The following is an 18,319-nucleotide window of genomic DNA, read 5'->3' as shown; positions in this document are numbered from 1 at the left end:
AGCTCTGGGTGGACCGTTTCCGGAAGCAGACCTTGGGGTGGCGCGCCCGCCCGTCGGGCACGCGTTCGTTCAGCCCGACTGCGGAGAGGCCAGGGGCCTCTCCGCAGTCGGAGCAGCGCTTACATCCTTCCGGTGGTTCCACCCGTTCGCACTCCTTGTCGATGTCCGCCTGGGCCTACTCTCCGCCCTTCTGGACGTAGCTCCGCACGAATTCCTCCGCGTTCTCTTCGAGGACCTCGTCGATCTCGTCCAGAATCGCGTCGACGTCGTCCGTGAGCTTCTCCTGGCGCTCCTGGACGTCCGGCGCCGCGGAGGCCTCGGTCTCCTCGACCTCGGACTCGCGCCGGCCGGTCTGCTTCTGCCCGCCGGTGTCCTTCGTAGCCATGCCCTACCTCCATGTGCGGGGGACTGCCTCTCAGTCCATATCTTCCCCGAACGGCCCGACATTTCGCGCCGATCGTCCCCTGACCTTACCCGCTTGACTGGATAGCGCTGCTATCCAATACTGGGACCCCCGATGACACAGGAGGTTCTGAGATGTCCCCCGCTTCACTCAGCACGGCAGGCGTGCTGCTCATCACGGTGCCGACCATCGCCTTCGGCGGTGTGACGCTGCTGCGGTTCCTGATGCGGAACGTTCCCGGCTATCTCGACAACCCGGTGCGGCGCGGTCTGTGGCGGGCCGGGCACGCGCATGCGGGCGTGCTGGTGCTCTTCAGCCTGGTGGCGATGCTGTACGTGGACCAGGCGGCGCTGTCGGACCCGGTGAAGGGGCTGGTGCGCCTGGCGATCGTGGCGGCGCCGATCCTGATGCCGCTGGGGTTCTTCCTGTCGGTGGTGCGGCCCGGCGACACCAAGCCGAACAAGCTGATCTACCTGACGTTCCTGGGCGGCGCGTCGCTCGCGGCTGGGACGCTGACGCTGGGCGTCGGGCTGGTGTAGCCCGACGCCCCGCTACTCACCGCCGGTGAGGGCGGCGACGAGGTCGGCCGCGGTGCGGCAGCGGTCGAAGAGCTCTCCGACGTGGGCCTTGGTGCCGCGCAGGGGCTCCAGGGTGGGAACGCGCTGGAGGGACTCCCTGCCCGGGATGTCGAAGATGACGGAGTCCCAGGAGGCGGCGGCGACGGCCTCGCTGTACTGCCGCAGGCAGCGGCCGCGGAAGTAGGCGCGGGTGTCGCTGGGCGGATGCTCGACGGCCCGCTGGACCTCGTCCTCGGTGATCAGCCGTTGGATGCGGCCGCGGGCGACGAGCCGGTTGTAGAGGCCCCGGTCGGGCCGGATGTCGGAGTATTGCAGGTCGACGAGCTGGAGCCGGGGGTGCGACCAGGCCAGGCCGTCGCGGCTGCGGTAGCCCTCGAGGAGCTCGAGTTTGGCGACCCAGTCGAGCTCCCTGGACAGCTGCATGGGGTCTTCGGCGAGGCGGGTGAGCACGGACTCCCAGCGGTCGAGGATGTCCTTGTTCATCTCGTCCTGCGCGGTCTCGCGTTCCTCGACGTACTTGCGCGCCTGTTCGAGGTACTCCATCTGCAGTTGGACGGCGGTGAGCTTGCGGCCGTCGCGCATGGCGATCTCGTAGCGGCAGGACGGGTCGTGGGAGACGGCGCGCAGGGCCTGGACGGGGTTCTCGACGGTGAGGTCGCGGGTGAGGAAGCCGTCTTCGATCATGGCGAGGACGAGCGCGGTCGAGCCCAGCTTCAGGTAAGTGGAAATCTCCGACATGTTGGCGTCGCCGATGATGACGTGCAGCCGCCGGTACTTCTCCGGGTCGGCGTGCGGCTCGTCGCGCGTGTTGATGATCGGCCGCTTGAGCGTGGTCTCCAGGCCCACCTCGACCTCGAAGAAGTCGGCCCGCTGGCTGATCTGGAAGCCTTCGCCGCGTGAGTCCTGGCCGATGCCGACCTTGCCGGCGCCGACCACGACCTGCCGGGAGACGAAGAACGGGGTCAGGTGGCGGACGATGTCGGCGAACGGCGTCGCCCGCCGCATGAGGTAGTTCTCATGGCAGCCGTAGCTGGCGCCCTTGGCGTCGGTGTTGTTCTTGTAGAGCTGGATGGGGGCGTTGGAGGGGATGGCGCCGGCCCGCTGCGCGGCGTCGTACATGACGCGTTCGCCGGCCTTGTCCCAGATGACGGCGGCGCGTGGGTTGGTGCACTCCGGCGTCGAGTATTCAGGGTGCGCGTGGTCGACGTAGAGCCTGGCCCCGTTGGTGAGGATGACGTTGGCGAGGCCGAGGTCCTCGTCGGTCAGCTGGCTGGGGTCGGCGACCTCTCTGGCGAGGTCGAACCCTCTGGCGTCGCGCAGCGGGTTCTCCTCCTCGAAGTCCCACCGCGCCCTGCGCGCCTTGGCCGCGGAGGCGGCCAGGTACGCGTTGACCACCTGCGAGGAGGTCACCATCGCGTTGGCGCCTGGCTGACCGGGTACGGAGATGCCGTACTCGGTCTCGATGCCCATCACCCGACGCACCGTCATGCGCACCCTCTGTTCGTCCGGATCTGTCTATCCGCCGTTTATATGCCCGAGCCTATGCCCTTCACAGTGCCCCAGGGTCACAGAGTTATGGCACCGACGTCTTTTCCACCTCTACCACGGGCGCCGCCGTGCTCACGGATGCCCGGCGGGGCTTGAGTATGCGCTGGATGGGACGTTCGGCGAACGCGTAGACCGCGTACGACACGACGACGGCCACGACGGTGGTGATGACCGCGGTGGCCCACGGCGGCAGATCGCCGACGAGGAGCGGCACGAGCGCGGCGGCGATCACGGAGTGGAACAGATAGAGCGGGTACGTGGTCGCGCCGAGCGCGGTGAGCGCGGGACGGGCGCGCAGGCGCAGCAGGCCGAGGGCGACGAGCGCCATGACCAGATAGATCAGCGTCATGGTGATGACGACGCTGACGTCGGTGACGGGCATGTTCTTGAAACCCGCGAGCTCGATCCGGCCGTGCACCCGTTCCAGCGCCGCGTGCAGGGACATGCCGTACGAGGCCGCGACGTAGATCCAGGGCAGCCAGGCGCTGCCCTGCTTGTGGATGAGGTAGAGGGCCATGCCCGCCACGAAGTAGGGCGCGTACCGGGGCATGAGGATCTCGTTGAGCACCGGGTTGCCGAGGAGTTCGGCGCCGAGCGCGGCGACGAGCCAGACGCCGCAGAAGACGAGCACCCGGCCGTAGGTGACGCCGGCCACGACCAGGATGGTGATGAGCAGGTAGAAGCGGAGCTCGGCCCAGAGCGACCAGTAGACGCCGGAGGCGTCGCCGATCTTGAACAGCCGCTGGAACATGGTGGCGTTGACCAGATACTCGCCGGTGGAGAGCTTGGGGTCGAGCGCCTTGGTGCTGGTGAGGCCGTAGACGCCGGCGACGGCGAGGAGGCTGAGCCAGTAGGCGGGGTAGAGCCTGACGAGGCGGGAGCGGGCGAACGAGCCGAGGCCACGCCCCCAGATGGTCATGAGGATGACGAAGCCGCTGATGATGAAGAACAGCTCGACGCCGAGGATGCCTAACCCGGCGATGGGGGCGAGGGCGGGGAACAGCTCGGCGGGCCGGTCGCCCCAGACGGACGCGTAGGCCACGAGGTAGTGGAAGGCCAGCACGGCCAGGGCGGCGATGAAGCGCAGGAGGTCGAGCTCGGCCAACCGGCCGTCCCCACGAGCATGCTTCGGCCGGTTCTGTTGGTGCATGGGGACTTGGACGCCCCAGTGATCATTCCGGTTCCCTCCTTTCACATCCGTCACACAGATGTTTTCTTAGCCCAAGTCGCGGTAAGCGGTCGCGATCGCCGGGGTCGGGCGCGTACCTGGTCACCCTGCGCTCTGAGCCCGCCAGGTCCGCTGAGACGTGATCGTGCGGCCTTCGCGCCGGGGTCCGGCGGCGTGCACGCGGCTCGGCCGCCGTGGCCAGCCGTGTTCTCCCAGCCGGGCACCCCGTCACTGATCGCCCGTACGGACTCCATGCCTCCGGCGCGCAGTTCCGGAGATCCGCTGTCGCCGCCATCGCGGTGGACCAGGTGGTTTCGCCTGGCCGTCACCACGGTGGCGGACGGCGCCACCTGCTGCGGGCCCGCGCCTGGTGGTGACGGCCGGCGAGGTGGCCGTCCGGGACAATGTGGTCACCCCGCCCGCCCCGGAAGGATCAGCACCATGACTCCCCGCGACCACCCCGTCCGCACGCCCGTCCCATCGTGGGAGGAGGCCGCCGAGGTTCTCCGGACGGCCGCCTCCGCCGTGGAGGCAGCGGACGGCGCCGATCTCACCATGGCGGCCGCGGCGCGCGGCGACTCCACCGCGCTCGCCGCGGCCCTGGAGCGCATAGCGGCCGCCTGCCCCGGCACGCTCGCCGTCTCCGTCCGCGCCATCACCACGCTCCCGCCCTCCGGATCGCCCCCCAGCCCAGGACGAACCGCCCCCACCTTCACAACCCCAGCACACACCGACCTCTCCGCCGCGGCCTCGGACCACACCGACCCCTTCGTCACGGGCTCAGCACACGCCGGCCTCTCCCCCGCAGGCTCTGCACACACCGGATCCACCGCCGTAGGTGCGGCCCGCACCGGCCCCTCTCTCGCGTCGTCGGCTCAGGCCGAACTCTCCGTTTCAGGCAGGGTGCACGCCGAGGTCTCCGGTATGGGGCCGGGGAGCCGGGTGGACGCGGGGCTCTCGGCGTTGGCCTGGTGTGAGGACGTGGAGCTGCCGCTGGCCAGTGTGGGCAAGGTGCTGCTGCTGGCCGAGGTGGCGATGGGCATCGACGGTGGCGTCCTGGACCCGGACGAGCCGGTGTCCCTGCATGACGACGACTACTGCGGCGGGTCGGGGCTGCTGCCCGGACTGTCCGCGCGGACGTGGACGGTCGGCGACCTGGCCCTGCTCACGGCGTCGGTGAGCGACAACACCGCGACGAACGCGCTGCTGCGCCGCATCGGCCTGGACCGGGTGAACGCCACCGCCGCGGCGCTCGGGCTGACCCGCACCCGCCTGCTGGACCGGATCCGGGAGCCTCGCGGCCCCGAGCATCCGCCGGCCTTCGCCCTGGGCACCGCCGGTGAGCTGGCGGGCCTGGCGGCGCTGCTGTCCGGCCCGGAGGGGTGGCAGGTGCTGATGCGCGGGTGGATGCTGGCCAACACCGACCACGGCCTGGTGCCCGCCTTCATGGGGCATGACCCGGAGGGCGGCCGGCTGGCCAACAAGACGGGCACCGACGACGGCGTCCGCGCCGATGTGGGCATCCTGGGCCCTGTCGCCTACGCGGTCCTGGCATCCGGCCCGCCGGGCTCCGACCACGGCCTCGTGCGGGCCGTCCGTCAGGCGGGCGCCCTCATCACCGCGGCGTCCCGTACGCTTCCCTGGCCCGCCGCTCCGGAGAGGGGCTAGCCCACGGCAGGAGCCGCCGACCGGCGTTTCGACGCGGCGGCGGCTCCTGGTCGTGATCTAGAGGTACTGACCGGTGTTGGCGACCGTGTCGATCGAACGGCCGGCCTCGGCGCCCTGCTTGCCGGAGACGAGCGTGCGGATGTAGACGATCCGCTCGCCCTTCTTGCCGGAGATGCGGGCCCAGTCGTCGGGGTTGGTGGTGTTGGGCAGGTCTTCGTTCTCGGAGAACTCGTCCACGCAGGCCGTGAGGAGGTGTTGCACCCGCAGGCCCTTCTGCTTGGTCTCCAGGAACTGCTTGATGGCCATCTTCTTGCCCCGGTCGACGATGTTCTGGATCATCGCGCCGGAGTTGAAGTCCTTGAAGTAGAGCACTTCCTTGTCGCCGTTGGCGTAGGTGACCTCGAGGAAGCGGTTCTCTTCGCTCTCGGTGTACATGCGCTCGACGACGCTCTGGATCATGCCCTGGATGGTGGCTTCTCGGGAGCCGCCGTGCTCGGTCAGGTCGTCGGGGTGGAGCGGGAGGTCGGTGACCAGGTACTTGGAGAAGATGTCCTTGGCCGCCTCGGCGTCCGGCCGCTCGATCTTGATCTTGACGTCCAGGCGGCCGGGCCGCAGGATCGCCGGGTCGATCATGTCCTCGCGGTTGGAGGCGCCGATGACGATGACGTTCTCCAGGCCCTCGACTCCATCGATCTCCGACAGCAGCTGGGGCACGATGGTGTTCTCGACGTCGGACGACACGCCGGACCCGCGGGTGCGGAAGATCGAGTCCATCTCGTCGAAGAACACGATCACCGGGGTGCCCTCGGAGGCCTTCTCACGGGCGCGCTGGAAGACCAGGCGGATGTGCCGCTCGGTCTCGCCGACGTACTTGTTGAGCAGCTCCGGGCCCTTGATGTTGAGGAAGAAGCTCTTGCCTTCCTGGCCGGTGCGCTCGGCGACCTGCTTGGCCAGGGAGTTGGCGACGGCCTTGGCGATGAGCGTCTTGCCGCAACCGGGCGGGCCGTAGAGCAGCACGCCTTTGGGCGGACGGAGCTGGTGCTCGCGGAACAGGTCGGAGTGCAGGTAGGGCAGCTCGATGGCGTCCCTGATCTGCTCGATCTGCCGGGAGAGGCCGCCGATCTCGTGGTAGGAGATGTCGGGCACTTCTTCCAGGACGAGCTCTTCGACTTCGGACTTCGGGATGCGCTCGTACACGTAGCCGGAGCGGGCTTCGAGCAGGAGCGAGTCGCCGGCCCTGATGGGCTGGCCGAGCAGCGAGTCGGCCAGGCGGACGACGCGCTCCTCGTCGGCGTGTGAGATGACCAGGGCGCGCTTGCCCTCGTCGAGGAGCTCCTTGAGCATCACGATCTCGCCGACCTCTTCGTAGCCGAGCGCCTCGACCACGTTGAGCGCCTCGTTGAGCATGACCTCCTGGCCACGCTTGAGCGAGTCGACGTCGACGGACGGGCTGACGTTCACCCGCAGCTTGCGGCCGCCGGTGAACACCTCGATCGTCCCGTCGTCTCTGGCCTCCAGGAAGGTGCCGAAGCCGGATGGCGGCTGCGCCAGCCGGTCGACCTCCTCCTTGAGGGCGACGATCTGGTCCCGGGCCTCCTTGAGGGTTGCCACCAGGCGTTCGTTCTGGCCGGTAACGGCCGCGAGGTTCGCCTGTGCCTCATGGAGACGCTCTTCGAGGACCCTGGCCTGACGGGGTGACTCGGCCAGCTTCCGCCTCAGCGCGGTGATCTCCTCTTGGAGGAAGGAGACCTGTGTTGAAAGATCAGCGACCTCCCGTTCGCGCTGCGCGGCTCGAGCCTCAGCATCATCGCGAGCTGCCACGCCCCGTCACCTCCTTCCCAGTCGAGGGCGACTACTAAGGACCTTACCTATCTCGGGCCCCTCCGTAACCTGGCCGGGCAGTGTTCGTACAGTGACTATCTGTATTCGGTGAATAATCCCCAATGGGGTGTTTAATACTCCCAGCATATGAACACGGTGATCTGTTCCCGTGTCACGCATCGGCGCAGCCTCGTGGCCAAATTGTCATAGTTCTTCGGTGGTTCCCTTCGGTCTCCGGCGGCGCGGCGGCGGGGTCACGCCGTCGGCCATGCGCCTGGCGGAGACGAGGAACCCGGTGTGGCCGATCATCCGGTGATCGGGCCGCACGGCGAGTCCTTCGACATGCCAGTCGCGAACCAGGGTCTCCCACGCGTGGGGCTCGGTGAAACTCCCGTGATCGCGAATGGCCTCGACCGTCTTGGACATCTGGGTGGTGGTGGCCACATAACAGCAGATGACGCCTCCGGGGGTGAGCGCCTTGGCGGCGGCGTCGACGCACTCCCAAGGGGCGAGCATGTCCAGGATCACCCGGTCGACGTCGGACTCGTCAATGGACGAGACGAGGTCGCCGACGACGAGCCGCCAGTTGTCGTCCATCGGGCCGCCGTAGAACTTCTCCACGTTCTTGGCGGCCACGTCGGCGAACTCCTGGCGGCGCTCGTACGAGGTCACGTGCCCTTCCGGGCCGACCGCGCGCAGCAGGAAGCAGGTCAGGGCGCCGGAGCCGACGCCCGCCTCGATCACCCGCGCGCCCGGGAAGACGTCGGCCATGCCGACGATCATGGAGGCGTCCTTGGGGTAGATGACGGCGGCGCCGCGCGGCATGGCGAGCGTGTAGTCCTGCAGCAGGTGGCGGAAGGCGAGATACTGGGTGCCGCCGGAGGAGCGCACCACGGAGCCCTCGGGCTGCCCGATCAGCTCACTGTGCGGGATGGCGCCCTTGTGGGTGTGGAAGACGCCGTCCTCCTTGAGCGTGATGGTGTGGCGCTTGTTCTTGGGGTCGGTGAGCTGCACCTGATCCCCGGGCCGGAACGGCCCATGCCTGCGGAAACCCATGGCGGCAAGGTTATAGGGCTTTCGGCGGGCTCCTGACGCGCGATATCTATGAGGGATGCTCCCGCGTGAAGTGATCGCCGTCGGCCCCCTGGTGCTGCGCGCCCCGGTGGACGAGGACGCGGCGGCGATACGTGCCACCTGCGACGATTCGCTGACGGCCCGCTATCTGCCGCTGATCTCGTCCCCGTACACGATGGAGGACGCGCACGAGCACGTGCGCCGGGCCAAGACCGTGTGGGAGTCGGGCGGAGCGGAGTTCTCGATCACCGAGGAGGGGCGTTACGCCGGCTCGGCGGGGGTGACGCCGCTCACCCCGTACGGGTCGGCGACGGTGGAGCTCGTGGTGGCGCCGTGGGCGCGCGGGCGGGGCGTGGCCGGGGCGGTGGCGCGCGGGCTGACGGAGTGGCTGCTCGACCACGGGGTGGAGCGGGTCGAGCTGGAGACCGAGGTGGAGAACCTCCCGTCCCTGCGGGCCGCCTACCGCGCCGGGTTCACCGAGGAGGGGCGGCGGCGCGACGCGAAGGCGCTGCGCGACGGCCGGCGGGTGGACCTGGTGTCGTTCGCCAGGATCGCCCGCGACGGCGGCGAGCCGGTGGAGCAGGCGCTGCCGTTCTTCGAGGGCGGCGAGCTGGGCGACGGGGTGGTGCGGCTGACGCGGATGGTGGTGGAGGACGCCGCCGACTTCCACCGGATGCTGGGCGAGCCGAGCGTGTCCCGATACAACGTGGGGCCGGGCAGTTCGCTGGAGGAGGACGAGCGGCGCTGCCGGGCCACGGGCTACCTGTGGCTGTCGGGGCAGCGGATCGAGCTGGCGGTCAGGGACTCCGTCAGCGGGGCGTTCGCCGGTCACCTGCAGCTCCTGCACAGCATGCCGGCGTTCGGCCAGGGCATGATCGGCTACTCGCTGCTGCCGGAGTTCCGCGGCAGGGGGCTGATGACGCGGGCGGTGCGGCTGCTGTCCGACTGGGCGTTCGCGCACACGTCGCTGCACCGGCTGGTGGCCGGGACCGACGCGGCCAACCTGGAGTCGCAGGCGGTGCTCGAACGTGCCGGGTTCGTGCGTGAGGGGGTGCGGCCGGAGTTCTTCCCGCAGCCTGACGGGAGCCGTACGGACGAGGTCTCGTGGCTGCGGCTGCGCCCGGGAAGACAGATTTCCTCTTGAGGTATGGCCAAGGGGCCCGTGCGGGGTGATACTCCGGGTCACCGCCCCTGAGTGTCGCGTGATCGGGCTGCGCGACCCTGTCGAGGGAGTGCCGCGATGCCGCTCGACCGTGCCGAAGTCGCCATGCGTGAGCTGGTCTCCTCCTTCACCTGCCTGGAGTCGTCCCGGCTGATGGACAGCCTGGCCCGGGCCGCCGCCGCCGTCGTCCGGGTGGGTTATGCCGGTTTCGTGCGGGTGGACCCGCTCCGGGAGGAGGCGTGTGCCGTGGTCACCCACGTGCCGCCGGGAGACCCGCTGCGGGTCCGGCTCTGGCTCGCGGAGTGCGGGGTGCTGAAGGAGCTGGCGGTGTCGCGCGGGCCGGTGCTGCTGGCCTGCGACAGGTCGGTGGGGACACCGGGGTTCCTGGCGACGCCGCTGGCCACGGTCACCTGCGACCACGCGTTCCTCTGGGCGGCGGGGCGGGCCTTCGACGACCGCGACGAGCACCTCCTCGGCCGCTTCGCGATCGCGGCGGGGCGGGCGCTGGAGGCGTCCAACGGCCTGGAGGCCGCGGCGCGGCTGCTCCGCGGCGTCCAATCCCTCCCCCTCTCCCCCAAACCCTGCCTCCCGGCCCCCCGCCGCCTCTCCCCCCGGCCTGACCCCCGCTGACCGTACGGAGTCTGGCGTCACCCAGCGGGATCCCCTCGTACGCATCCGGCTGCGGACGGAACACCGGCCCTCCAGTCGCAGCGCCCGAGCGCCCCGACCCGTCAAGGCAGCGCGGGGACGGCAAACTCCCGTACGGACTCGCGCCCTTCGCAGACAGGCAGTTGGATACGCGGGAAGACCGGCACCCCGGAAGTCCCCAGCGTCGGCGGGAACATCCGCGCCCCCCGTGCGATGACAGGTGGATAGAGAGAAGGCTCAGCACGGAGCCTGCGGCACGGCATGGCACGGCACGCATATGCACGGCACGGAGCGCAGTCGCACCGTACGAAAGCGGAAAGGGCCGGATTCGGACCCAGGGCCGGCTGCGGCATGAGGGCCGTTTGGGGTCGGAGGGCCGATTGCGGCGAGAGAGGCCCCTTGGGGCAGGACGAGTGCGGCGGCAAGGGCCCTTAGGCCGAGGGGTGGCAAACGCACCGTACGGACCCGGGCCCTCCCCGGACAGGCAGTTGGTGGGAACCACCGCGGGAGACCGGCACCCCCGCGTCGGCGGGAACATCCGACTCCCCGTGCGCTGTTAGGCGGATAAAGAGGGCGCGGCACGGAGCCTGCGGCACGGCACGCACCGAGCGCAGCGGCACCACACGAGAGGAAGCGGAAAGGGCCAGATTCGGACCCAGGGCCGGCTGCGGCGTAAGGACCGTTTTGGGCCGAAGGGCCGCTTACGGCATGAGGACCCGCCTGGGGCCGGAGGGCCGATTGCGGCGAGAGAGGCCCCTTAGGGCAGGACAAGTGCGGCGCCTGGAGGATCGGAGGGTCGATTGCGCGCCAGGACTCCTTGCGGCAGGACGACTACGGCGGCAAAGCCCTTTGGGGCAGGGGCCGGTTCGGGGTGGTGAGCCCACTAAGGCGATCGGGCCGCTTGGGACTCAAGGGGCAGTCGGGGCGAAGCCTGTCGGCCCGATCCCGGCGACCAGCTGCCCGTCAGCACGGCGTTTACGGGCCGCAGAGTGGGACACAAGGGCGGACTAGGACGGAGAGGTCCGTTCGAGAGGCTGAGACCGCAGGGCGATAGGGCTGATTGGGGCTTGAAGGGCAAGTCGCGGCGGGAGCGGTCGGCCCGATCCCGGCGATCTGCGGCTCGTCAGCCAACGGTGTGTACGGGGCGTGAGGGCCGTACACACCGTCGTACGGGGCGCCAAGTCCGGTGGGACCCCAGGGCCGATGGGGACGGCGAGGGTCGGGCGGGAGGCTGAGGCTATCCGCGGTCTGCGTCCGTACGGTGACTAGGTCCGTATGGTGAAGGGGTTGTGTACGGGGAGGACGTCGACGTGGTCCAGCCTGAGAGGGGCTGGGCGTCGATGGATGCCCGCGCCTTCGGGGAAGGCGCGGGGGTGGGGTGTCAGCCGCGGTGGGGTTCGAAGCGGAGGGTGCGGGAGACGCCGACGCGGACGGTGGTGCCGGGGGCGATGGTGACGGGCTCGTTGGGCGGGATGTCGTAGAAGTTGGGGTCGCCGGGCGGCTGGATCTGGGTGCCGTTGACCGAGCCGAGGTCGACCAGGTTGACGTCCCAGCCGTCGAGCGCCACGCGCAGGTGGCGGCGGGAGACCGACCCGTCGGGGCTGGTCACCTTGGCCGGGCGGGCGCTGCCGCCGGCGACCTCGGGCGCCCGCTCGGGATCGCGGCCCAGCAGGTAGTCGGTCTCCAGCGGCAGGGCGGTGCCGTCGTCGAGGACGAGGACGCCCAGCGCGGGGCGCGGGCCCTTGTAGGGGACGAGCGCGCGCTGCACGAGCGCGATGCCGCACACCGCGCAGTAGGGCGCGCGCGGGTCGTTGAAGTGGTCGTTCTTGCAGTCGACGCCGTAGACGAGCGGCCGGTCGCCGTGGTCCTGCTCCTGGACGGGCGCGGCCTGCTGCTCCTGCGACGGCGGGCCCATGGGCGGGTGCAGGTCGTGGGGCGGGCCCATCGGCGGCTGCAGGTCCTGGGGCGGGCCCATGAGGGGCGGGCCCGGGTCGTAGTGGTCCTGCGGGGGCGGGCCCATGGGGGCGGGCTGCTGTTCGTACTCCGGCATGGTGCCGTTGCCGGAGGACGGCGCGGCGGGCGCGGGCTCGTCGTAGGAGGGGAACGGCGCCGGCTCGGGCCTGGCGGGCGGCTGGTCGATGACCGGCGGGCCCATCTGCGGCTGGGAGTGGGGCTGCGGCTGCGGGCCGGAGGGCGGCTGGGGAGGGAGCGGCGGCGGCTGGTCGGTGCCCGACATGGGGTAGGGCGGCGCCTGGGCGGGCGCGGGCGGCTCCTGTCGCGGCATCAGGTCGGGCTCGAAGTGGAGCGCCGTGTTGGGCATCTCGCTGGTGAGCGGCCTGGAGGGAGCCGGGCTCTGGGCGGTGAGCTCGCCGACGATGCCGCCGCCGTGGACGACGCCGCTCTCGAAGCGGACGGCGGGGTGGGGGCGGCCGGCGCCGGGCAGGACCAGCTCGACGCGTTCGACGGGGCCGCCGATGAGCCGGTCGGCCCAGGTGAGCGAGTCGCTGCCGGACAGGCGCGTCTCGCCGGCCGGGCCGGTGACGTGGGCGGAGGCGGCGCCGCTGACCAGGACGGCCACGCCGTCGCCGACGCGGCCGGCGACCGCGCAGGTGCCGGGGTCGCTGGTCATGGTGGCGGCGAGCACCTGGGCTGCGCGCCGCGCGAGCGCCCTGCCGTCGCCCCCGGATGCGGCCGTCTGGCGCAGCGCGTCGATCAGGCGGGTGCCGGAGTCCTCGTCGACGTCGCACACCAGGAGCAGGCCGCTCTCGTACGCGACGAGCCCGTTGCCGGGAAGCGGCCGCACCGTCCCGAAGCCCTGGTCCGTCATGAGTCCTCCCACATGACCGTGCTGCGCTCGGTCACTCAACTGTCCTTCCCGGAAGCAGGCGATGCCGTGGTGCGCGCATCACCGTGCTGGCCACCAGCCATACGCATACCCAGGCAACAGGGCCGCGTCGCGTCTCGATTCGGTGAACCGTGGGACGCGGTGAACCCGTCAACTGTGCAAGTTTGGCCAAACAGCACACTATCGGGCCAGACGTCGTGCCTTCGAATCGCAGGGCCGGCTAGATCACCGGGAAAGACACTAGTCGTGGCCGGCCGCTTATTCGAGTGGGACAAATCAGACGCCGGTGAAGACCCGGTTGACGTCGGCGGTGGACAGCACGCCGTAGATCTCGCCGCCCCGCTCGACGAGGAGGTACTCGCCCGCGGGGGTTTCGCGCATGGCTTCGATGAGCGGCTCACCCACCAGGTCGGCGGCGAGGACCAGGGACGGCTCCAGGGACTTGGCCATGGAGCCGACGTTCACCCAGGGGCGCCGGTGCTCGGGCGTCGCCTGCACGGCCGACTCGTTGACGATGGCGAGCGGGCGGCCGTCGTGGTCGACCACGACGAGCGCGCCGGCGTGCTCCTCCGAGGCCCGGCGCAGCGCCTCGGCGAGCGGCGTCTCGGCCGTGACGGGGATCGCCCTGCGGGCCAGGGTGCGGGCGTTGACCTGGGGGATGCGGGCGCGGATGCGGGCCGCGCGCAGCGACTGGGAGGCGCCCATCCAGATGAAGGAGGCCAGCACGAGCGGCCAGATGAGGTCGCGGAAGTCGATCTCCTGCCCGGTGGCCGTCGCCAGCGCGAAGGGGGCGGCGACGAGCAACGCGGCGAGGATCCGGCCGCCCCAGGCCGCGGCGACGGTGCCGGTGCCGGGGTCGCGGGCGATCTTCCAGATTCCCGCGCGGAGCATCCGGCCGCCGTCGAGCGGCAGGCCGGGCAGCAGGTTGAAGACGCCGACGATGAGGTTGGCCACCCAGAGCTGCCAGATGAGCACCTGCGGGATCCCGTCGCCTTCGACCAGGAAGACGTCGGCCAGCCAGCCGACGCCGGCCAGGCCGAGGGAGAGCGCGGGCCCGGCGGCGGCGACCATGAACTCCTTGCCGGGGGTCGGCGGCTCCTTCTCGATCTCGGAGACGCCGCCGAGCAGGTAGAGGGTGATGCGGCGGACGGGCAGGCCGTACCACTTGGCCAGGACGCTGTGGGCCAGCTCGTGCAGCAGCACCGACACGTACAGCAGCACCGCGAAGGCGAACGCGACGCCGTAGGCCCCGGCGGCGCTGACGCCGGGGATCATGTAGCGGAAGGTGTCACCGAAGAGCCAGGTGATGAAGGCCGCGACGATGAACCACGTCCACGACACGTAGACCGGGATGCCGAACGGCTTTCCCATCAGAATTCCGGAGGATTCCTGTCGCGGGCTCTGCTCGCTCACCGCACTCCTTGCCGTCCAAGCGCCGTCCACATGCCGTCAGAGCCGTCGAACGCGCCGTCGAAAGCGCCCTCGGCCACGGGCTGTGCCTGCCTTGATGCTACGCGCCGCGCAGGGTGATCCAGGACGCGCGTGTCCCTTTTGTGCCGGGGCATTGTGTCGGAGGGGTGGCCTAGAGTGCGGGTCATGACGTTGACCGAGCCGGAGATCATCGGAGCCCTCTCCCCGTCCCGGGCGGGCGACTTCATGACCTGCCCGCTGCTCTATCGCTTCCGGGTGGTCGACCAGTTGCCGGAGAAGCCGTCGCAGGCGGCGGTGCGCGGCACGGTCGTGCACGCGGTGCTGGAGCGGCTCTACGACCTGCCAGCGCCGGAGCGTTCGGTACGCGCCGCCCTGGAGCTGCTGGAGCCGCAGTGGCTGCGGCTGCTGGAGGAGGACCCGCAGCTGGCGGAGATGTTCACCGGAGACGGCGAGCAGGCGGCGTGGCTGGCCCAGGCGCGCGAGATGCTGGAGCGCTACTTCACGCTGGAGGATCCCACCCGGCTGGAGCCGGCCGAGCGCGAGCTCTACGTGGAGGCGGTGCTCGACGGCGGGCTGATGCTGCGGGGCTACGTCGACCGGCTGGACGTCGCGCCGACCGGCGAGGTCCGGGTGGTCGACTACAAGACGGGCAGCGCCCCGGGGCCGGAGTTCGAGGCCAAGGCGCTGTTCCAGATGAAGTTCTACGCGCTGGTGCTGTGGCGCCTGCGCCGCGAGGTGCCGCGGCTGCTGCAGCTGGTCTATCTGGGCGGCCGGGGCGAGGTGCTGCGGTACGCGCCCGACGAGGCCGATCTGCTGGCCACCGAGCGCAAGGTCAAGGCGCTGTGGAAGGCGATCGCGCGGGCGCTCGACACCGGCGAGTGGCGGGCGCGGCGCAGCCGGCTGTGCGACTGGTGCGATCACCAGGCGTTGTGCCCCGAGTTCGGCGGCACTCCCCCGCCGGTGCCCGACCGGCAGCCGGGCGACACGGTGCGCGGCAGCCGCCGCGCCGCCACCGACGAGCTGTAGCCGCCTTCTCCTCCTGCAGGAGGAGGAGCCCCGGCTCACCTGGGCTTACAGTGAAGCGGTGCGCGCAGACCGAACGACGTTCCATGACTCGGTCCTGGCGGTGCTGGCGGCCGTGGTGTCGCTGTCGCTGTTCCTGACCGAGAACGTCGGCCGGCTGGAGGCGCAGGGGCTGGTGGTCGACGGGCTGCGCGGCCCCGACTCCCTGGGCGCCTTCCTGGTGCTGTCGAGCTGCGCTCCGGTGGCGGCGCGCAGGCGCTGGCCGCTGGCGGGGCTGTGCGCGAGCCTGGTGCCCGAGACCCTGCTGGCGGCCTTCGGCTACGGCTACGGCCTCGCCGGGGTGGGGGCGCTGGTGATGCTCTATTCGGTGGCCGCCAACCGAGGGCTGGCGGCGGCGCTGGGCGGGCTGCTGGTGTCGCTGGCGGTCTACTCGGTGGGGGCGGCGGCCGGGCCGGTCCGCACGGCCCACTGGAGCGACCATCTGATGATGGCCGTGGTGCTGGTGGCGGTCTGGGGCACGGGCCGGAGCATGCGGCTGCGCAGGGCGTACCTGGAGGAGCTGAAGGACCGGGCGGCGCGGCTGGAGCGGGCGCACGCGGCCGACACGCGGGCGGCGCGGGCGGAGGAGCGCTCCAGGATCGCCAGGGAGCTGCACGACGTGGTGGCGCATCACGTGTCGGTGATGACGGTGCAGGCGGCCGCGGCGCGCAAGGTGCTGGCGTCGGATCCCGACGTGGCGCGGGAGGCGCTGACCGCGATCGAGCACACCGGCCGGCTGGCGATGTCCGAGATGCGCGACATCGTGGGCGTGCTGCGCACCGACGCGGGCGTGGAGCTCGGGCCGCAGCCGGGGGTGCGCGATCTGCCCGCGCTGGTGGAGCAGATGACGGAGGCGGGCCTGCCGGCGCGGCTGTCGGTCGAGGGCGAGGCGGTCCCGCTGCCGGCGGGCGTCGACCTGGCCGCCTACCGCACGGTCCAGGAGGCGCTGACCAACAGCCTGCGCCACGCGGGGCCGGGCGCGAAGGCGGTGGTGACCGTGCGTCACGGACGGTGCGAGCTGGACGTGCGGGTGGTGGACGACGGGCGCGGCGAGGCGGCGCGGCCGGAGGAGGCGGGTCACGGTCTGGTCGGAATTCGCGAGCGGGTGGCCCTCTGTGGTGGAATTCTGAACATCGGCCCGAAATCGGGGGGCGGTTTCGAGGTGCGGGCGAGGTTCCCGTTGAAGGACGGATCATGACGATCAGGGTGCTGCTGGTGGACGACCAGCCGCTGCTGCGCACCGGTTTCCGCCTGATCCTCGAGGCAGAGCCCGACATCACGGTGGTCGGTCAGGCGGGCGACGGCAAGGCCGCGCAGGAGCAGACTAGGGCGCTGCTGCCGGACGTGGTGCTGATGGACATCCGCATGCCGGGGGTCGACGGGATCGAGGCGACCCGCCGGATCGTCCGCGACGCGCCCCGGGCGGTGCCGTCGGCGCACGTGCCGAAGGTGCTGGTGCTGACGACCTTCGACCTGGACGAGTACATCGTGGAGGCGCTGCGGTCGGGGGCGTCGGGGTTCCTGCTGAAGGACGTGCCGCCGGACGAGCTGGTGCAGGCGATCCGGGTGGTGGCGGCGGGCGACGCGATCGTGGCGCCGAGCGTCACGCGCAGGCTGCTCGACCGGTTCGCGGCCCGGCTGCCGGCGGCTCACGAGCAGCCCGCGCCCGCGCGGCTCGACCGGCTGACCGAGCGGGAGCTGGAGGTGCTGCGGCTGATCGCCAAAGGCATGTCCAACGCGGAGATCGCGGCCAAGCTGGTGGTCAGCGAGACGACGGTCAAGACCCACGTCGGCAACGTGCTGACGAAGCTGGGGCTGCGCGACCGCGTCCAGGCGGTGGTGCTGGCCTACGAGACGGGGCTGATCACCCCGGGCGCCCTGTCGTAGCGGACGCCCGGGGCGGCGATCAGGCGATCAGGCCTGGGCGGTGTCGTCCGCGGCGGCTCCCGCGGTGGCGACCGGGGCGTTCTCCGGGAAGTGGCAGGCCACCTGGTGGCCGTCGGCCAGCTTCTCCAGCGGCGGCTCGACCTTCTTGCAGATCTCCTGCGCCTTCCAGCAGCGGGTGTGGAAGCGGCAGGCGGGCGGCGGGTTGAGCGGGCTGGGCACGTCGCCGGTGAGGCGGATGCGCTCGCGGTCCCTGCGCGCCTTCGGGTCGGGCACCGGCACCGCCGACAGCAGCGCGTTGGTGTAGGGGTGCATGGGCGTCGCGTACAGGCTCTTGCGGTCGGCGATCTCGACGATCTTGCCGAGGTACATGACCGCGACCCGGTCGCTGATGTGCCGCACCACCGACAGGTCGTGGGCGATGACCACGTAGGTGAGGTCGAGCTCGCTCTGCAGGTCCTCCAGCAGGTTGACCACCTGGGCCTGGATGGACACGTCGAGGGCGGAGACGGGCTCGTCGGCGATGATCAGCTTGGGCTTGAGCGCGAGCGTGCGGGCGATGCCGATGCGCTGGCGCTGGCCGCCGGAGAACTCGTGCGGGTAGCGGTTGTAGTGCTCGGGGTTGAGCCCGACCAGCTCCAGGATGTCCTGGACGGCCTTCTTGGTGCCCTGCTCGGTCTTGATGCCCTGGATGCGGAAGGGCGCGCCGACGATGGCGCCGACCGTGTGCCGGGGGTTGAGCGACGAGTACGGATCCTGGAAGATCATCTGCATGTCGCGGCGGAGCGGCCGGAGCTTGCCCTGGCTCAGGTGGGTGATGTCCTGGCCCTCGAAGACCACCTTGCCGCCGGTGGGCTCCAGGAGGCGGGTGACCAGCCGCCCGGTGGTGGACTTGCCGCAGCCGGACTCGCCCACCAGGCCGAGGGTCTCGCCCTTGAACACCTCGAAACTGATCCCGTCGACCGCCTTGACGGCGCCGACCTGCCTTCTGAACAGGCCCGCGGTCACAGGGAAGTGCTTCTCCATG

General features: G+C 70.8%; 15 protein-coding genes. 7 read left to right on the top strand and 8 right to left on the bottom strand.

What is annotated here, in order from left to right:
• Positions 1–175 precede the first annotated feature (175 nt).
• The gene (locus FR742_RS14285) at positions 176–385 is read right to left on the bottom strand and encodes a ubiquitin-like protein Pup (RefSeq protein WP_148031422.1); all 210 of its coding nucleotides are present in this window, start codon (positions 383–385) and stop codon (positions 176–178) included.
• 152 nt (positions 386–537) lie between these two features.
• Here FR742_RS14285 and FR742_RS14280 point away from each other — a divergent pair, with 152 nt between their 5' ends.
• Positions 538–942 carry a hypothetical protein gene (locus FR742_RS14280; protein ID WP_148031421.1) on the top strand — a complete coding sequence of 135 codons (405 nt, stop codon included), beginning with the start codon at positions 538–540 and terminating at the stop codon, positions 940–942.
• Between the two features lie 12 nt (positions 943–954).
• On the opposite strand, the gene dop is transcribed toward FR742_RS14280, so the two are convergent.
• Together dop and FR742_RS14270 are read right to left on the bottom strand one after the other, a co-directional pair.
• On the bottom strand, positions 955–2,469 hold the full coding sequence (dop, locus tag FR742_RS14275; protein WP_148031420.1) for a depupylase/deamidase Dop: 1,515 nt from the start codon (positions 2,467–2,469) through the stop codon (positions 955–957).
• An 85-nt stretch (positions 2,470–2,554) separates the two neighbouring features.
• Positions 2,555–3,634, bottom strand: a complete 1,080-nt coding sequence (locus FR742_RS14270; RefSeq protein ID WP_246640118.1) for an acyltransferase — start codon at positions 3,632–3,634, stop codon at positions 2,555–2,557.
• Positions 3,635–4,138: 504 nt separating this feature from the next.
• Between FR742_RS14270 and FR742_RS45785 the strand changes: the two genes are divergently transcribed.
• Positions 4,139–5,365, top strand: a complete 1,227-nt coding sequence (locus FR742_RS45785; RefSeq protein WP_261808520.1) for a serine hydrolase — start codon at positions 4,139–4,141, stop codon at positions 5,363–5,365.
• A gap of 57 nt (positions 5,366–5,422) precedes the next feature.
• Here the strand turns inward: FR742_RS45785 and arc are convergent, their stop codons facing one another.
• A complete protein-coding gene (gene arc, locus FR742_RS14260; protein WP_148031418.1) occupies positions 5,423–7,186 on the bottom strand; it encodes a proteasome ATPase in 1,764 nt (587 codons plus the stop codon).
• A gap of 204 nt (positions 7,187–7,390) precedes the next feature.
• Positions 7,391–8,242, bottom strand: a complete 852-nt coding sequence (locus FR742_RS14255; RefSeq protein ID WP_148031417.1) for a tRNA (adenine-N1)-methyltransferase — start codon at positions 8,240–8,242, stop codon at positions 7,391–7,393.
• 55 nt (positions 8,243–8,297) lie between these two features.
• Between FR742_RS14255 and FR742_RS14250 the strand changes: the two genes are divergently transcribed.
• Positions 8,298–9,404: a GNAT family N-acetyltransferase gene (locus tag FR742_RS14250; protein ID WP_148031416.1), complete on the top strand. Its 1,107-nt coding sequence runs from the start codon at positions 8,298–8,300 to the stop codon at positions 9,402–9,404.
• A 96-nt stretch (positions 9,405–9,500) separates the two neighbouring features.
• Positions 9,501–10,052, top strand: a complete 552-nt coding sequence (locus FR742_RS14245) for a hypothetical protein (protein WP_148031415.1) — start codon at positions 9,501–9,503, stop codon at positions 10,050–10,052.
• A gap of 1,399 nt (positions 10,053–11,451) precedes the next feature.
• Here the strand turns inward: FR742_RS14245 and FR742_RS14240 are convergent.
• Together FR742_RS14240 and FR742_RS14235 are read right to left on the bottom strand one after the other, a co-directional pair.
• A complete protein-coding gene (locus FR742_RS14240) occupies positions 11,452–12,897 on the bottom strand; it encodes an FHA domain-containing protein (RefSeq protein ID WP_148031414.1) in 1,446 nt (481 codons plus the stop codon).
• 294 nt (positions 12,898–13,191) lie between these two features.
• A complete protein-coding gene (locus FR742_RS14235; protein ID WP_187281139.1) occupies positions 13,192–14,286 on the bottom strand; it encodes a site-2 protease family protein in 1,095 nt (364 codons plus the stop codon).
• 225 nt (positions 14,287–14,511) lie between these two features.
• On the opposite strand from FR742_RS14235, the gene FR742_RS14230 reads away from it, so the two are divergent.
• Genes FR742_RS14230 through FR742_RS14220 form a run of 3 tightly spaced genes read left to right on the top strand, consistent with a single transcriptional unit; the run spans position 14,512 to position 17,295 of the window.
• The gene (locus tag FR742_RS14230; RefSeq protein ID WP_148031412.1) at positions 14,512–15,372 is read left to right on the top strand and encodes a RecB family exonuclease; all 861 of its coding nucleotides are present in this window, start codon (positions 14,512–14,514) and stop codon (positions 15,370–15,372) included.
• A 58-nt stretch (positions 15,373–15,430) separates the two neighbouring features.
• The gene (locus FR742_RS14225) at positions 15,431–16,606 is read left to right on the top strand and encodes a sensor histidine kinase (protein WP_148031411.1); all 1,176 of its coding nucleotides are present in this window, start codon (positions 15,431–15,433) and stop codon (positions 16,604–16,606) included.
• Positions 16,603–17,295, top strand: a complete 693-nt coding sequence (locus tag FR742_RS14220; protein WP_148031410.1) for a response regulator transcription factor — start codon at positions 16,603–16,605, stop codon at positions 17,293–17,295. The genes FR742_RS14225 and FR742_RS14220 overlap by 4 nt, the downstream gene beginning before the upstream one ends.
• A gap of 27 nt (positions 17,296–17,322) precedes the next feature.
• Here the strand turns inward: FR742_RS14220 and FR742_RS14215 are convergent, their stop codons facing one another.
• The gene (locus tag FR742_RS14215; protein WP_148034541.1) at positions 17,323–18,318 is read right to left on the bottom strand and encodes an ABC transporter ATP-binding protein; all 996 of its coding nucleotides are present in this window, start codon (positions 18,316–18,318) and stop codon (positions 17,323–17,325) included.
• Position 18,319 lies beyond the last annotated feature (1 nt).

The sequence above is a fragment of the Nonomuraea sp. C10 genome (genome assembly GCF_008017515.1).
Lineage (GTDB): Bacteria > Actinomycetota > Actinomycetes > Streptosporangiales > Streptosporangiaceae > Nonomuraea > Nonomuraea ferruginea.
The sequence above is the reverse complement of the archived record's forward strand: the minus strand, read 5'-3'. Positions and strand labels throughout refer to the sequence as shown.

Coding starts and splice junctions, on each gene's coding strand:
- FR742_RS14215 (WP_148034541.1), bottom strand. CDS start 18,318: ATGGAGAAGCACTTCCCTGTGACCGCGGGCCTGTTCAGAAGGCAGGTC.
- dop (WP_148031420.1), bottom strand. CDS start 2,469: ATGACGGTGCGTCGGGTGATGGGCATCGAGACCGAGTACGGCATCTCC.
- FR742_RS14280 (WP_148031421.1), top strand. CDS start 538: ATGTCCCCCGCTTCACTCAGCACGGCAGGCGTGCTGCTCATCACGGTG.
- FR742_RS14285 (WP_148031422.1), bottom strand. CDS start 385: ATGGCTACGAAGGACACCGGCGGGCAGAAGCAGACCGGCCGGCGCGAG.
- FR742_RS14240 (WP_148031414.1), bottom strand. CDS start 12,897: ATGACGGACCAGGGCTTCGGGACGGTGCGGCCGCTTCCCGGCAACGGG.
- FR742_RS45785 (WP_261808520.1), top strand. CDS start 4,139: ATGACTCCCCGCGACCACCCCGTCCGCACGCCCGTCCCATCGTGGGAG.
- FR742_RS14255 (WP_148031417.1), bottom strand. CDS start 8,242: ATGGGTTTCCGCAGGCATGGGCCGTTCCGGCCCGGGGATCAGGTGCAG.
- FR742_RS14245 (WP_148031415.1), top strand. CDS start 9,501: ATGCCGCTCGACCGTGCCGAAGTCGCCATGCGTGAGCTGGTCTCCTCC.
- FR742_RS14230 (WP_148031412.1), top strand. CDS start 14,512: ATGACGTTGACCGAGCCGGAGATCATCGGAGCCCTCTCCCCGTCCCGG.
- FR742_RS14235 (WP_187281139.1), bottom strand. CDS start 14,286: ATGGGAAAGCCGTTCGGCATCCCGGTCTACGTGTCGTGGACGTGGTTC.
- FR742_RS14220 (WP_148031410.1), top strand. CDS start 16,603: ATGACGATCAGGGTGCTGCTGGTGGACGACCAGCCGCTGCTGCGCACC.
- FR742_RS14250 (WP_148031416.1), top strand. CDS start 8,298: ATGCTCCCGCGTGAAGTGATCGCCGTCGGCCCCCTGGTGCTGCGCGCC.